Source organism: Ralstonia nicotianae (genome assembly GCF_018243235.1).
Classification (GTDB): domain Bacteria; phylum Pseudomonadota; class Gammaproteobacteria; order Burkholderiales; family Burkholderiaceae; genus Ralstonia; species Ralstonia nicotianae.
This window is the reverse complement of record NZ_CP046674.1, coordinates 1,782,802-1,798,143: the sequence shown is the minus strand read 5'-3', so window position 1 is coordinate 1,798,143 and position 15,342 is coordinate 1,782,802. Positions and strand designations below refer to the sequence as shown.

General features: G+C 66.4%; 12 protein-coding genes. 7 read left to right on the top strand and 5 right to left on the bottom strand.

The window, feature by feature from the left end; translation table 11 throughout:
• Positions 1-60: 60 nt before the first annotated feature.
• Positions 61-1,122: a porin gene (locus GO999_RS08330; RefSeq protein WP_020832061.1), complete on the bottom strand. Its 1,062-nt coding sequence runs from the start codon at positions 1,120-1,122 to the stop codon at positions 61-63.
• A gap of 200 nt (positions 1,123-1,322) precedes the next feature.
• Here GO999_RS08330 and GO999_RS08325 point away from each other — a divergent pair, with 200 nt between their 5' ends.
• The 6 genes from GO999_RS08325 to GO999_RS08300 all read left to right on the top strand — a co-directional run bounded on the left by GO999_RS08325 (position 1,323) and on the right by GO999_RS08300 (position 8,326).
• Positions 1,323-2,015: a response regulator gene (locus tag GO999_RS08325; protein WP_011001674.1), complete on the top strand. Its 693-nt coding sequence runs from the start codon at positions 1,323-1,325 to the stop codon at positions 2,013-2,015.
• Positions 2,012-3,427 (top strand): sensor histidine kinase, encoded by a 1,416-nt coding sequence (locus GO999_RS08320; RefSeq protein WP_211906745.1) that lies wholly within the window; start codon positions 2,012-2,014, stop codon positions 3,425-3,427. The genes GO999_RS08325 and GO999_RS08320 overlap by 4 nt, the downstream gene beginning before the upstream one ends.
• Before the next feature lie 469 nt (positions 3,428-3,896).
• On the top strand, positions 3,897-4,988 hold the full coding sequence (locus GO999_RS08315; RefSeq protein WP_011001672.1) for an ABC transporter ATP-binding protein: 1,092 nt from the start codon (positions 3,897-3,899) through the stop codon (positions 4,986-4,988).
• An 84-nt stretch (positions 4,989-5,072) separates the two neighbouring features.
• Positions 5,073-6,113, top strand: a complete 1,041-nt coding sequence (locus GO999_RS08310; RefSeq protein ID WP_011001671.1) for an ABC transporter substrate-binding protein — start codon at positions 5,073-5,075, stop codon at positions 6,111-6,113.
• Positions 6,114-6,211: 98 nt separating this feature from the next.
• A complete protein-coding gene (locus GO999_RS08305; protein ID WP_019718754.1) occupies positions 6,212-7,474 on the top strand; it encodes an ABC transporter permease in 1,263 nt (420 codons plus the stop codon).
• Positions 7,475-7,489: 15 nt separating this feature from the next.
• Complete coding sequence (locus GO999_RS08300) at positions 7,490-8,326, top strand: ABC transporter permease (protein ID WP_016724561.1); 837 nt, start codon at positions 7,490-7,492, stop codon at positions 8,324-8,326.
• Between the two features lie 57 nt (positions 8,327-8,383).
• Here GO999_RS08300 and GO999_RS08295 read toward each other — a convergent pair whose 3' ends face one another.
• Positions 8,384-9,154: an SDR family NAD(P)-dependent oxidoreductase gene (locus GO999_RS08295; protein ID WP_011001668.1), complete on the bottom strand. Its 771-nt coding sequence runs from the start codon at positions 9,152-9,154 to the stop codon at positions 8,384-8,386.
• 132 nt (positions 9,155-9,286) lie between these two features.
• Here GO999_RS08295 and GO999_RS08290 point away from each other — a divergent pair, with 132 nt between their 5' ends.
• On the top strand, positions 9,287-10,207 hold the full coding sequence (locus GO999_RS08290; RefSeq protein ID WP_058908136.1) for a LysR family transcriptional regulator: 921 nt from the start codon (positions 9,287-9,289) through the stop codon (positions 10,205-10,207).
• A 30-nt stretch (positions 10,208-10,237) separates the two neighbouring features.
• Here the strand turns inward: GO999_RS08290 and GO999_RS08285 are convergent, their stop codons facing one another.
• The 3 genes from GO999_RS08285 to GO999_RS08275 form a co-directional block, all read right to left on the bottom strand.
• Positions 10,238-11,116 carry an MFS transporter gene (locus GO999_RS08285; protein WP_311134508.1) on the bottom strand — a complete coding sequence of 293 codons (879 nt, stop codon included), beginning with the start codon at positions 11,114-11,116 and terminating at the stop codon, positions 10,238-10,240.
• Between the two features lie 234 nt (positions 11,117-11,350).
• Positions 11,351-14,134, bottom strand: coding sequence for a T6SS effector BTH_I2691 family protein (locus GO999_RS08280; protein WP_123203654.1), 2,784 nt, complete (start codon positions 14,132-14,134; stop codon positions 11,351-11,353).
• Positions 14,112-15,245 (bottom strand): DUF4123 domain-containing protein, encoded by a 1,134-nt coding sequence (locus tag GO999_RS08275; RefSeq protein ID WP_197368717.1) that lies wholly within the window; start codon positions 15,243-15,245, stop codon positions 14,112-14,114. The genes GO999_RS08280 and GO999_RS08275 overlap by 23 nt, the downstream gene beginning before the upstream one ends.
• Between the last annotated feature and the right edge of the window lie 97 nt (positions 15,246-15,342).

The window sequence follows — 15,342 nt, the reverse complement described above, 5'->3', positions numbered from 1 at the left end:
AAAACGGGCACCTTCGGGTGCCCGTTGTCGTTGTGCCGGGCTACCCCGGCAGCGGTGCGATCAGAAGCGGTGCTGCAGGCCCGCCGTCACGCCGACCTGGCTGTTGCCGAAGCCGGCCACGTCGCGCGACAGGCTTACGTTCTGGCCGTTCCTCGCCTTGGCGTAGCCGCCGGCCAGGTAGGCCGTGGTGCGCTTGGACAAGGCGTATTGCGCGCGCAGCGAGAACAGGATCGGGTCGGCATCGGTGCCGCCCTTGATGTTCTGCTTGTAGACCGCGCCGAACAGCGTGAACGCCGGCGTGAAATCGTAGCTGGCGCCGGCCCAGTACATATCGCTGCGCTGCGTGGCCGCGGCCGTGGTGAAGGCGCGCTTGTAGTTGCGGTAGCCCGCGAACAGCTTGAGCGCGCCGAAGTCATAGCTGGCGCCGGCGTGGATGCCCTGGATGTAGTCGGTGGTGTCGGCCGGCGTGGTGCTCGTGCCGGCGCCGTTCTGGCGGTCCCACGTGGCGGCCGCCGAGAAGCCGCCCGCGCTGTAGCCGATGCCCACGTCATACTTGGACGAGCTCTTGAAGTTGCCCGCCACCTCGCCAAAGCCGACCGTGGCGCCGAGCTTCAGGCCGCCGAAGGTGCCGTCGTAGCGCACCGCGTTGGAGGCGCGCGAGAACAGGCCGTCCTTGCGGTCGCCGGTGGCCGTCGACGAGGTCGCCCACGAGTAGTTGGGCGCATAGCCCATCGGGTCGTAGGGCAGCATGAAGTCGTAGGTGGTGGTGAAGGTGCGGCCGAACACCACCTGGCCGAAGCTGCCCGCCAGACCGACCACGGCGCGGCGGTCGAACAGCGTGTTGTCGGTGTCGAGCCGGCCGGTATCGATGGCGATGCCGCTCTCGAGGTTGAAGATGCCCTTCAGCCCGCCGCCCAGGTCTTCGCTGCCGCGCAGGCCCCAGCGCGAGGTGTTCTTGCCGCCCGACACCAAGCGGGCCGCGCCGCCGCCGTTGGCGCCGGCGTGGTTCACGTATTCGATGCCGGCATCCATGATGCCGTACAGGGTCACGTTGGATTGGGCCGCCGCGGTGCCGGCGGTCGCCAGCGCGGCCGCCGCCAGCGCCATCGAGGTGATTTTCATCGGGTCTCCCTTGTGATTGTTCTGCCGCGCTTGCGCAGCGCCAGGCATCGTAGAAGAGGCGCACTTTCAGTTCACTTTCGATCGGCCGCCATTTGCGCCGCCCGTAGCGCGCTGGCGCCAGGGGGTTTCCCTAGCTTCAAAAGCCGCGCGGATGCGGTATTTCTCTGCGCCTTGGTCGAAGACGTTGGAAGCAGCAAGCGATGCGCATCCTGTTGGTGGAAGACAACCCGAAGCTGGCCGGCACGCTGGAGGAAGCCCTGGGCCAGGCCGGCTTCACGGTCGACTGCGTGCACGACGGCCACGCCGCCGACCTGCTGCTGACCACGCAGGACTACGCCCTGCTGCTGCTCGACCTCGGCCTGCCCCGGCTCGACGGGCTCGAAGTGCTGCGCCGCCTGCGCCTGCGCCGCAATCCGCTGCCGGTGATGATCCTGACCGCGCACGGCGCCGTGGAAGAGCGGGTGCGCGGCCTGAACCTCGGCGCCGACGATTACCTGACCAAACCGTTCGACCTGACCGAGGTGGAGGCGCGCGCCCGCGCGCTGATCCGCCGCAGCCACGGCCACGAGCGCACGCAGCTGCAATGCGGCCCCCTGCACTACGACGGCACCAGCGGCGCCTTCACCCTGCGCGGCGAGGCGCTGGCGCTGACCGGCCGCGAGCGCGCGGTGCTGGAAGTCCTGATGCTGCGCGATGGCCGCGCCGTCAACAAGGCCGCCATCTCGGAGAAGATCTTCGGCATCAACGAATCGGTCAACGCCGACGCCATCGAAATCTACGTGCACCGGCTGCGCAAGAAGCTCGACGGCAGCGGCGTGGCCATCGTCATGCTGCGCGGGCTGGGCTACCTGCTCGAGGCCGTGCCGCAGGCGCCGGCCGCCGTCGGCCGATGAGCGCCCCCAGCCTGCGCCGGCAACTGCTGCTGTGGCTGCTGCTGCCGTTGCTGGGCCTGCTGGCGCTCGATGCCTGGCTGACCTACGGCCGCGCCATGGCCGCCGCCCACCACGCCTTCGACCGCACGCTGCAGGGCTCGCTCAAGGCCATGCGCGAAGGCATCCGGCTGCGCGACGGGCAGTTCGCCATCAACCTGCCCTACCTGGCCCTGGAGATCTTCGAATCGGAGGCGGGCAGCAGCATCTTCTACCGCATCCTCGACGCGCGCGGCACCACCCTGACCGGCTACGACGAACTGCCCCTGCCGCCCACCCGGCCGCCCGAGCCCTACCGCACGGCGTTCTACGATGCCGTGCTGCGCGACATGCGGGTCCGGGTGGCGGCACAGCGGCTGCCGGTGCGCGACGCCGCCTCCGCGCAGATTCAGGTGGTGTGGGTGCTGGTGGGCGAGTCGGTCGAGCCGCGCGAAGCCCTGGCGCACGACATGCTGACGGGCTCGCTGCTGCAGGAGGGGCTGCTGGTGCTGCTGGCGCTCGGCATCGTCTGGCTGGGCGTGCGGCGAGGCCTGCGGCCGCTGCGCCAGCTCAGCGCCAGCGTGGCCGCGCGCCATGCCGACGAGCTCGCCCCGCTGCCGCAGCACGGCCTGCCGGCCGAGGTGACCCCGCTGGTGGCCGCCATCAACCAGTATGTGGCACGGCTGCTGCGCATGCTCGACGCCCGCAAGCGTTTCTTCGCCGATGCGGCGCATCAGCTCAAGACGCCGCTGGCCGTGATCCAGGCCCAATCGGAGCTGGCGCTGCGCGAGCCCGACGGCAACCGCATCCGCCGCCACCTCGCGCCGCTGCACGACACGGTGCGGCAGGCGGCCAAGGGCGTGCAGCAGCTGCTGTCGCTGTCGCGGCTGGAGCCGGACAGCGGCTATGCCCCGTCGCTGCAGCCGCTGCGGCTCGACACGCTGGCCGGCGAGGTGGCGCTGGAACTGGCGCCGGTGGCGCACCGCGCCGGCATCGACCTCGGCTTCGAGGGCGAGCCCGTGACAGTCGCGGCCGAACCGCAATGGCTGCAGGAACTGGTGGGCAATCTGCTCGACAACGCGATCCGCTATGCCGGCCGCGACGCGCGCGTGACGCTGCGGGTCGCGCGGCAGGCGGCGCCCGGCCAGGACACCGGCGCGCTGCTGCAGGTGGAAGACAACGGCCCCGGCATCGCCGAGGCGGAGCGCGACGCCGTCTTCGGCCGCTTCTACCGGGGCAGCACCGCCCAGGCCCAGGAAGGCAGCGGGCTGGGCCTGGCCATCGTGCGCGAAATCGCCCGTGTGCACGGCGCCACCGTCGCGCTGTCGGACACCGCGGGCGGCGGCCTGACCGTCAGCGTGCGCTTCGCCGAGGCCGACCGCGCGCCAGCCGGCTGAAGCAACCGCCCCGCACGTCTTCAGGTTGCTGCGGGACAACAAGACACGCGGGCCATGCCGAGGCCCGGCCGGCGACGCGCCATCGCGGCGCACCGTCTTCGGGAATGCGCCTTGCACCAGATCCGCCCACGCCGTCCGGCCCGCCGGCACCATCGCCATCGGCTGTATCGGGCGCCCCATGTCTTGACGCACGGCCCTCGATGGCGGCCTACACTGGCTACGTCGTCGCCCCTGCCCCGACACCGCGCCGCGCCTGCCTGGGCAAGGCATCGGGAGTTATCCCTATTGTGGTGCCGGCGGGTGCATCGCCACATGGCAAACACGTGGGAGCGGGCAAAAATGGCTCCATCAAAAAACCCGGATTGGGTCCAAGTGGTAAGACCATGAGCCGCTATATTCCATCCACGATCCGACACCCCAGCGCGATGCTGCCGGTGCCGGCCCGAGCAAGGAACGGTGGGAGGAAGTGATGAAGACCGACGACGTGATCGTCAGCTTTCGCGGTGTGCGCAAGACCTACGACGGCGAGACCCTGGTGGTCAAGCACCTGGACCTGGACATCTATCAGGGCGAGTTCCTGACGCTGCTCGGCCCGTCCGGCTCCGGCAAGACGACCTGCCTGATGATGCTGGCCGGCTTCGAGTTTCCGACCGGCGGCGAGATCCGCCTCGAAGGCACCCTGCTCAACACCGTGCCGCCGCACAAGCGCAACATCGGCATGGTGTTCCAGAACTACGCGCTGTTCCCGCACCTCACGGTCGCGCAGAACGTCGAGTACCCGCTCACCGTGCGCAAGCTTGCCGCCGCCGAGCGCGCCGAGCGTGTCCACCATGCCCTGAAGATGGTGCGCATGGAGGGCTTCGCCAAGCGCTATCCCGCGCAGCTCTCCGGCGGCCAGCAGCAGCGCATCGCCCTGGCGCGCGCGCTGGTGTTCGAACCCAAGCTGGTGCTGATGGACGAGCCGCTCGGCGCGCTGGACAAGCAGCTGCGCGAGCACATGCAGTACGAGCTGAAGTCGCTGCACGAGAAGCTGGGCGTGACCTTCGTCTACGTCACGCACGACCAGGGCGAGGCGCTGACCATGTCCGACCGCGTGGCCGTGTTCGACAAGGGCGTGGTGCAGCAGCTCGACACGGTCGACCGCCTCTACGAATCCCCCTGCAACGCATTCGTCGCCAACTTCATCGGCGACAGCAACACGCTGCGCGGCACCGTCGTCGGCCTCGACGGCGACTACTGCCAACTGCAATTGAACGACGGCGCGCGCGTGATCGGCCGCAACGTCGCCGGCGCGCCGGTCGGGGCCGCCGCCGTCGGCTGCATCCGGCCCGAGCGCATGCGCCTGGCCGAGCCCGCCGATGCCGGCGCCGGCAACGCGCTCGCCGGCCAGACGCGCGGCCTGGTGTATTTCGGCGACCACGTCCGCATGCGCTGCGCCCTGCCCGAGCAGGCGGAGTGCTTCGTCAAGGTGCCGCTCGGCACGCGCGCGCTCGAATCGTTCGCGCCGGGCGCGCCGATCCGGCTGGAATTCGCGCCCGAGCACCTGCGCGTCTTCACCTGAATCACCGGGCGCGCGGGGCGGCGGCCCCGGGGCCCATCGACCACAGCAGCAACCACACGCCAAAGCCAAAAGAGAGGAGCCAACATGAAACCCATCGCGAAGACGCGCCTGAGCTTGCTCGCCGCAGCATTCGCCGTCGCCTGCGGCGCGCACGCGGCGGAGGTCACCGTCGTCAACTTCGGCGGCGCCAACGGCGACGCGCAGAAGGCCGCATTCAACAAGCCGTTCGAGGCGCAGACCGGCAACAAGGTCACCGCCGTCGAGTACAACGGCGAGCAGGCCAAGATCAAGGCCATGGTCGAAGCCAAGCACGTCAACTGGGACGTGGTCGAAGTCGAGTCGGGCGACATCGGCCGCGGCTGCGACGAGGGCCTGTTCGAGAAACTCGACTGGTCCAAGATCGCCAAGAAGGCCGACCTGGTGCCCGAGGCGCCGCACACCTGCGGCGTCGGCTTCTTCGTCTGGTCGACGGCGCTGGCCTACAACGCCGACAAGCTCAAGGCCGCCCCCAGCGGCTGGGCCGACTTCTGGGACGTGAAGAAATTCCCGGGCAAGCGCGGCATGCGCAAGGGCGCGCGCTACAACCTGGAGTTCGCGCTGATGGCCGACGGCGTGCCGGTCAAGGACGTCTACAAAGTGCTCGCCACCAAGGACGGCCAGAACCGCGCCTTCAAGAAGCTCGACCAGCTCAAGCCCTACATCCAGTGGTGGGAAGCCGGCGCGCAGCCGCCGCAGTTCCTGGTGGCCGGCGACGTGGTGATGTCCACCGCCTTCAACGGCCGCATCGACGCCGCGCAGCGCGAAGGCAAGAACCTCAAGGTGGTCTGGAACGGCAGCATCTACGACCTGGACTACTGGGCGATCCCCAAGGGCACGCCGAACAAGGCGCTGGCCGAGCAGTACATCGCCTACACGCTGTCGCAGAAGGCCCAGCAGGAATACGCCAAGCACATCGCCTACGGCCCGGCCAACCTGGCCGCGATCAAGGCGCTCGATGCGAAGACCCAGGCCAACCTGCCCAACTCGCCCGAGAACGGCAAGAGCGCGGTGCTGCAGAACCTGCAGTTCTGGACCGACCACGGCGATGAGCTGGAGCAGCGCTTCGCCTCGTGGGCATCGAAGTAAGCAGGCCGCCCGGGCCGGCGCGCTCGCATGCTCCGGCATGCCCCGGCGCCGGCCCGACATGAAGGGTGCAGGACACGGCAGGTGCAGAATTGAACACCATGACGATCACGGCTGACACGACCCCCGATTCGACAGCCAGACTCAAACGCGAGCTCAAGAGCGCGGAAGCGCGCCGGCGCGCCATGGCGCTGGCCCTGGTGGCGCCGCTCGCCCTCTTCCTCTTGCTCATCTTCGTGGTGCCGATCGGCGCGCTGCTGACCCGCGCGGTGCAAAACCCCGAGGTGGCGGATGCCCTACCCAGGACGGTCGCCGCGCTCAAGAGCTGGGACCGCAGGACCCCGCCGGCCGACGCCGCCTACGCCGCCCTCGCCGACGACCTGACCGCCACGCAGGCCGGCGAGGCGATGGGCGCCCTGGCCCGCCGCCTGAACACCGAAATCTCCGGCTTCCGCTCGCTGGTCGCCAAGACCGCGCGCGCCATGCCGCTCGCCGACGAACAAGGCCATGCGCTGGCGCCGGCCCAGACCCGCGCCCGGCTGGTCGAGCTCGACGAGCGCTGGGCCGACACCGCCTACTGGCAGGCCATCGCCAAGAACAGCAGCCGCACCTCGCCGTTCTACCTGCTGGCCGCGCTCGACCACCGCCAGGACGCCTTCGGCCATATCGAGGCGACCGACCCCGACGAGCAGATCTACGTCACCGTGTTCGGCCGCACCTTCGTCATCAGCGCCGTGGTCACGCTGCTCACGCTGCTGCTGGGCTACCCGCTGGCGTACTGGATCTCGACGCTGTCGGAGCGCCGCGCCAACCTGGTGATGGTGCTGGTGCTGATTCCGTTCTGGACCTCGATCCTGGTGCGCGTGGCCGCGTGGATCGTGCTGCTGCAGAGCGAGGGCCTCGTCAACCATGCGCTGATGGGCCTGGGGCTGATCCGCGAGCCGCTGGCGCTGCTGTTCAACCGCATTGGCGTCTATATCTCGATGACGCACATCCTGCTGCCGTTCATGATCCTGCCCCTGTACAGCGTGATGAAGTCGATCCCGTCCACCTACCAGCGTGCGGCGGTGTCGCTGGGCAGCCATCCGTTCGCGGCGTTCTGGCGCGTGTATGTGCCGCAGACCTACCCGGGCGTGGGTGCCGGCGCGCTGCTGGTGTTCATCCTCGCGCTCGGCTACTACATCACGCCCGCGCTGCTGGGCGGCCCGAACGACCAGATGGTCAGCTACTACGTGGCGTACTTCACCAACGTCACCATCAACTGGGGCATGGCATGCGCGCTGGGCGCGCTGCTGCTGGCGGCCACGCTGGTGCTGTACGGCGTCTACGGCCGCTTCACGCGCGCCAAGGCCAACGCGCGCTGAAGAGAGGAGCCGATCATGAAATTCGCCAGGCCGATGTTCGCCCCGCACACCTCGCTCATCGAGCGCATCTGGTACTTCGCGCTGCGCGGCCTGGCCGTGCTGACGCTGCTCTACCTGGTGCTGCCGGTGCTGGTGATCGTGCCGCTGTCGTTCTCGTCGAGCACCTTCCTCGCCTACCCGATCCCCAGCTACTCGCTGCGCTGGTACCAGAACCTGGTCAGCTCCGAAGAATGGCGCATGGCCGCCAAGAACAGCTTCATCGTGGCGCCTGCCGCCACGCTGGTAGCGACCGTGTTCGGCACGCTGGCCGCCATCGGCCTGAACAAGGCGGAATTCCGCGGCAAGGCGCTGCTGATGGCGATCCTGGTCTCGCCGATGATCGTGCCGGTGGTGGTGGTCGGGGTCGGCATGTACCTGTTCTTCGCGCCGCTCGGGCTGGCCAACACCTACATCGGCCTGATCCTGGCGCATGCGGCGCTCGGCGTGCCCTTCGTGGTGACGACGGTGCTGGCGACGCTGCAGGGCTTCAACCACAACCTCGTGCGCGCCAGCCTGTCGCTGGGCGCCAACCCCGTCACGACGTTCTTCCGCATCACCCTGCCGGTGATCGCGCCGGGCGTGATTTCCGGGGCGCTGTTCGCCTTCGCGACCTCGTTCGACGAAGTGGTGGTCACACTGTTCCTCGCCGGCGCCGACCAGGTCACGCTGCCGCGCCAGATGTTCACCGGCATCCGCGAGAACATCTCGCCGACCATCGCCGCGCTCGCCACCATCCTGATCGTGTTCTCCACCTGCCTGCTGCTGACCTTCGAATGGCTGCGCGGCCGGGCCGCGGCCAAGGCGGTGGCCTGAACGCGCCACCGCCGCCGGCGTCGGGCCGGCCTGAAGGGCCTGAAGGGCCTGAAGGGCCTAGAGGAACATCCCGCCCGACGCCTCGATCCGCTGTGCGTTGATCCAGCGGTTGTCCGGCGCCAGCAGCGACGCCACCACCCCGCCGATATCGTCCGGCAGGCCCACGCGGCCCAGCGCCGTCTGCGCGGCCACCATGGCGTTCAGGTTTGCGTCATCGCGCACCCGGCCACCGCCGAAGTCGGTCTCGATCGCCCCCGGCGCCACCACGTTCACCGCAATGCCGCGCGGGCCGAGTTCCTTCGCCATGTATTTCGTCAGCACCTCGACCGCGCCCTTCATCGCCGCGTAGGCGCCGTAGCCCACGAAGGCAAAGCGCGTCAGCCCCGACGAGATGTTGACGATGCGCCCGCCATCGGCAATCAGCGGCAGCAGCGCCTGCGTCAGGAAAAACACGCCCTTGAAGTGCACGTTCATCAGCGCATCGAACTGCGCTTCGGTCATCTCGGCCAGACTGGCGTGGATGCCGATGCCGGCATTGTTGACGAGCGCGTCGATGCGCTCGCGCTGCCATTGCGCCAGCACGCCGCGCACCGCATCGGCGAATGCGGCGAAGGTGGCGATCTGGCCGGCGTCCAGCTGCAGCGCGGCGGCGCGGCGTCCGAGCGCGGCCAGTTCCGCGACCAGCGCCTGCGCCTCGGCCTGGTTGCTGCGGTAGGTGAAGATCACATCGGTGCCGCCGCGGGCCAGCTTCTGCACCATGTTCCTGCCGAGGCCGCGGCTGCCGCCGGTGACCAGGGCGATGGGGGTGGGGGATTGGGGTTGGGTCATGTCGCGCTCCTGTGATGGCGGGTGCCGGGCACCTTGAACACCTGCATGTTATTGGGCGATAAACACGGAATAAATCTCGATTATTCTATTGCTGTGTTTTTAATCCAATAACAATCCCCATCCTTGCCCGCCATGTCCAACCCGCTGGAAGCGATGCAGATCTTCATCCGCGTGGCCGAACTCGCCAGCTTCACGCGCGCGGCCGAAAGCCTGGGAATTCCCAAGCCGGCCGCCTCCGTGGCGGTGCAGCAGCTGGAGACGCTGCTCGGCACGCGCCTGCTGCATCGGACCACGCGCAAGGTCCAGCTCACGCAGGACGGCCAGGCCTTCTTCGAGCGCAGCCAGGACCTGCTGGCCGACATGGAGGAGTTGCAAACGATGTTCCGCCAGAGCCCGCAGGCGCTGCGCGGCCGGCTGCGCGTCGACATGCCGGCGGGCGTCGCGCGCAAAGTCGTCATCCCCGCCCTGCCCGCCTTCCTGGATGCCCATCCGCAGCTCGAGATCGAGCTCTCCAGCACCGACCGCCGCGTCGACCTGGTCCGCGAAGGCTTCGACTGCGTGCTGCGCATCGGCACGCTCGGCGACAGCAGCCTGATCGCCCGCCCGCTCGGCCAGCTGCCGCAGATGAACTGCGCCAGCCCCGCCTACATCGCGCGCTACGGCATGCCGCGCTCGCTGGACGACCTCGACCATCACCGCCTCGTCCACTACGTGCAGACCCTGGGCACCAGGGCGCCGGGCTGGGAATACCGCATCGACGGACGGACGGCCCATCGCCCCATGCCGGGGGTGGTGACGGTCAGCACGGCCGAGAGCTACGAAGCCGCCTGCCAGGCCGGGCTGGGGATCATCCAGGCGCCGGTGTCCGTGCTCGCGCCACAGGTCGCGCGCGGCGAGCTGGTGGAGGTGCTGCCGCAGTACCGGCCGGCGCCGATGCCGGTGTCGCTGGTGTATCCGAACCGGCGCAACCTGCCGGTGCGAGTGCAGGTGTTCATGCACTGGGTGGCCGAACAGCTCGCGCCGCACCTGGCGCCGATCACGCCGGACGCTTAGCGGCCAAGCGTGTGGAAGGCCGCATCGCGGCTAAACATGCGCACGCGGTCTCTGCTCGGCGACGATGTTTTCTAGTGAAGGTTTCCACCGCACCGGTTCTTCCGGCCCGATGCCATCCTCGCGGCGCTTTTGGCCGCAGTCGCTGTTCCATTCTTCAGGAAACGTCGGCCACTTGCATAGGCGCTCGGCTAAACAGTGCAGCGGTGCCCAAAGAAACGTCATCAGGAAGGCAAACTGCGTTTGCGCGGAGTTGTGACCACGGCCTCCGAGATCATCCAGCGCACGCGAGGCGGACAGTTCCGTCTCCTCCAGATGCTGCCCTGGCGTATGGAAGCCCTTGCGCAGCCATTCGTATTCGTTTGGTTCCGGCACCTTGTCCATGCCTTCTTCCATGAAGGTGCGGATGTATTGCCAGAGTGGCTCGCCGGCGAGTTTGGGGCCGACCCAAAGGACATCCTCGCCCTTGCGCTCCGGGTCGTCCGGGTCCAGCGGCGGCCAGTACAGCACCAGCCCGCGCACACTGAAAGGACCTCCGCCGTCCTCCTGACGAAGCGTGCGCGCAAACTTGTCGTCGATTTGGTCGGGAGTCATTTCTCGCGGGGCGCACCAGTTCACGTGTGCCTTGACGCGATCCCAGTCAAGGATGACGTTTCCGCCATATCGCTTTGGGCGTAGGACATACACCTTGCGTGTGGTGCGATTGAAGCGGTAGCGAGGGCGAAGGTAAGTGAAAAAAGTCGGGGCGATGGAGAGAGGCCAAAATAGCGCACAAAATCCGACCATTGCAACAAAAAGTCCGCCCATAAATAAATGATTTGTGATCTTGATGGAATAATACAAACCCTCCAAAAAAAACACTGCCGCAATAATTGGCAAGGACAGCAAAAGAAGTGCCAGCAAGAACTCCAAAGACCTATCCTCTTCCCCCATATTGGAAAGCTCGATGAAATGCTCATTGCGGTCAAAGAGTGTCCGCGACCAAACGAGGCTTGGCCCGTAGGGCTTCCTCCCGTCTTTCCCGGAAGGCAGATGAAGCACCGTGTGCCGATTCACATCAGCGATATATTCAACCGCTTCTCGCCTACTATGCTTTTTTCGGTGCTGATGAAACGCTGCCTCGCAAGCAAACATATGTTCCCCAGATTACCCATCAATTTCAGCCAACGCGTCCGCCAGGTCTCTCGCCATTTCGACTTCACTCTTATGGGGAGTTTTTTTACTGCCTGCTTTATGGAACGGCTGCGCCTGCAACCAGTTCTCCCAGGCCTTACCTTTGATTTTTGCAATCAACAGTGTTAGGGCCACCGTAGCAACAGCACTCCAAAGATTCAGGCGCAGCAGCCACTGTGGCGCTGTGATATATCTGGCGGCCCCAAATGTTCCGAATACGGATAGACCGCCAGCTATAGCACGGGCGCCATAAGCCATGGCTAGATCATCGTTTCCCTCTTGTAGCGCAATCTCCCTATCCACGACATCTACGACAATTGCAACAATCGTCCCTGCCACCACATACCGCGCAGCCCCCGCCTTCAGCGCTAGCAATTCCCTTTCCGCAACCACGGTCACACTCGTCTTCTGTGCTTGCCGCGCCAACACATCCGGCACCTTCTTGAACACCGCCTTCTCGTAAAAATCCGCCCGCACCTGCTTGAGCGAGCCAACCAGCGCCGACGCTGCACCGGTCAAATCCGCCAGCGAGCGCGGATCTTGGCGCGAATAAGCGCGAGCCAGCGCGGGCAGGACCGCCAATGTATTCACCCCGCACAGGACATAGCCCACGCGCATTTCCTGCGCCGCGCTGTCCGCCCCACTTCGATTGAAAAGATTCCTGATCTTCTTCTGGATCGATGTCGTCAGGTACTGGAACACATCCTTGCGCTGCTGGTTGCTGAGCTTGGCCTGCTGCTGCTCCACGATATATGCCGCAGCCTTCGCCCCCAGCCCGTTCGCCAGCAGCAACGCCTGCGCCCTGGCCAGCGCCGCTTCCCACTTCATGGCCGGCGCCGACCGGACCTTGCCCATGACGGCCGCCAGCAGCACGGCCGAGCGGCTCTCCAGTGCCGCCTTGCGGATCTCCGCCAGCGAGTCCTTCCCCTTGGTGATGGCGGCCGCCTTGTCTTTGCCGGCCTTGTAGTCGTCAATCGCCGCCATGATCTTGGCCGCTTCCTTGTTGATCTTGTCGGCGTTCTTGATCGTCTTGCCCATTGCCTTGATGGCGGCCAGTGCGTCGGCGTAAGCCTTCTGGTCGTTCGCGGTGTCCCGGGCATCGGCCGGCACGGAATCATCCGGCGGCAGCGCCCGGTTCAGCTGCTTGAGCGCACCCTCCATTTCCTGGCTGATCTCCCGGTTGTTCAGGCTCAGCATGCGCCATACCAGATTCTTCTTGTGCGGCGTGAACAGGTCCAAGGCCTCGTACCAGGCACGCCCTTTCGGGCTGGTATCCAGTTGCAGCAGGACCATGCACAGCTGGCTCGCGCAGCGCATGCCGTCTTCTGCCGCGTCGGACGAGACGTTCTCGTTGTACAGCCCCAGTGCCCTCTCCGTCAGGCTGTCCGATTTGATCCACGCAATGAGGTCTTCGGCGATGTGGTCCATCTCCGCGTCGCGCTGCTTGAGCTTTTGCCGGTGTATGGTGTCGAACGCGTTGACCGCATCCATGTTGCAAAAGGTCGTCACGCTGGTCAGCGCCGCGCCGCTGGCGTTTTCGACTGCCTTCGGGCGCGTTGCGGTCCGCTGCTCGATCTGCTGGTTCAGCTTCGCAATGCGTCGCCGGTTCAGCTCCTGGACGGTGATCGTTTCGTAAGTGCCGTCAGGGCGGCGCAGCCGGATCGGCTCCTGGCTGTCCGAACCCGGGTAGTGCCCGCCCATGACCTCGCGCGCGCCGCGCAGGTTATCGATTGAGCTGTCATAGTCCGCGACCGCCTTCTTCTCCAACGCAGACTTGATGGCGTGGACGCTGCGGCTGGCACTGTCCTTCCAGGCATTGCTGACGCCCTGCCCGTCCGTGTCCTTGAGCCACTTGATGTACGGGATCGCAGCCGTCAAATGATGCAGGCTCAACTCCTGGCCGATTCCGAGCGCATCTTCGCAGGCGACGACCGCACCCTTGTTGTCCAGAAGGAACTTGCGCATGGCCTCCAATCGAGTGCCGTGCTTCTGCTGATACGTCGGCTGCGTAATGAGAACGGTGCGCACATCGTCGATGACCACGGGGGGCGCATCCGGCACCGCGATGAATTGCTGCTCGTTCTCCTCGGTCTCATAGTTCCCCCAGGCCCGCTCCTGCGGCGTCATGCCCATCAGGCCAAAGCACTGCTCATTGCCGACCATCTGCACCTGTTCATCGCTCAGCGCCGCGAATTCGAGCACCTGCTTGTCCAGCTGCGCCGGTTCCAGGCTATCGGCCTGGCTCGTACTGCCGACCTGCCAGCCCGCCACGTCGAAACGCTGCATGTACTTGGCCGGGTTCGGCTCGATCTCGCGCTTGAGGTGCTGCGGGTCGATGGGGTCGGGGTGGAACGCGTACCACAGCGATTTGACGTTCTTGGCGTCCTTGATCCAGATCAGGCTGTTGTTGGCCTGCCGTGCATCGCGCTCGCAAGCGATCCGTGCCTCGCCGTTTGCCGGCAGCATCACCGGAAACTGCTGAAGATAGCCATGCGGATGCACGGCATACCCCTCCCACTCCAGCAAGCCACGTCGCTCGATGCGCAGATACAGATAGCCAGCGCGCAGCATCCGCACACCGTAGCGCGCGGTCTTGATCGGCACGCCGCCCGGCTGTGCCTGCAAGCGCCCGGCCGGCCTGAATTTTTCGAGGATGGACAACCCTTCCGGCCGTGAGCTATAGCCAGCGGAATAGCGCGTGAACAGGATCGGCAACCCCTTGCGGTTGCATTGCTCACATGGGGTGGTGCAAGCCATGCGCGTCTTCTCCGGAATTCAGGTAGGCATCAAAGGTGCTGATAAAACGCGCGTCGGAATCGGCGCGCAGCACTTGCAGCGTATGCTCCAACGCGCGTGACCAATGGGGGACTCGCCAGTCGATCGCGGGCGGCGCTTCGCGGTAGCGGACGCTGCACCAAATGAAATCTTCGAGGTTCTGCTCGTCCAGCCCATATGACACGCCAGTTGCCAGCAGTTGCTGCATCAAATCTGCGTCGGGTAGCTCATCGGCGCCGCAGCCGTTCTCTGCAAAACGCATCCACACCCGATTGCCCACCGGCGCCGAATGCGCTCGCCCCCACTGCTCGGCATTCATCAACCGGCTGAGCACCAGCATCCCGGACTGCCCATCCGGCACCATGGGCCGTTCGGCCTTGAACCATGGCGGCGCGGGAACAGTCGCATCCGCTGGCGCAACCAAACCTTCCATCGCCCAAGGCCCCCAGGGTTGCGTCAGCGACCACCATCCCTCCACGGCGCCCAGCCACATGCCTTGTTGCGCAGCCGACAGCGCCGGCCACACCCGCTGCATCACGCGCGGGTCCTGATAGCGGAACAACCGGGCAGTGCTGCTTTCCGGCGGATATTGGAACCCCAATGAGGCGAGATATCGGGCGACCCACGCGGCCGAGTCCGGGCTGAAGAGAATGGCACAGAAGTGCTGCCACACCAGCCGCTGACTCGCTTGCCGGCTCGCGTCTTCCAGCCAACGGGCCAGGGTTTCCTGCGCGCGCACCTGTGCCAGTGTGTCGGTGCCGCCGTGCGGCAGCACCTCGTCAGGAAGCGGCACCACGCACGGCGCCTCGTCTTCGCGGCCTGCGTAAAAGTCATCGGGCACGGCTGCGCGTGCGGCAGCGGCCTCGGGCCATGTCTCGGACAGTGCTTCGGCAAGAGGGTTGCCGTCCCAGATGTCCAGCAGCAGGTAAGCGCGCAACGGGCGCTCGTCGGGTGCCTGCCGCTGTCTCAGCGCATGGTAGCCGGCGGCCAGCTCGCGGCACCGCTCGATATAGTCGGGATGGGGTGCCGAGGCTTCCGTGCTATCCGGATCGCGTAGCGTCTGCTCCAACGTCAGCAAAATACAAGTCGTCATGCCGTCAGCTTCCTTGTTCAAGGCGAACGAATTTGAGTGTCATTCAGTTCATATCTGCAGTAAGGCGTTGGGGCGCGCGATCTTTCTGTTTTTCTGG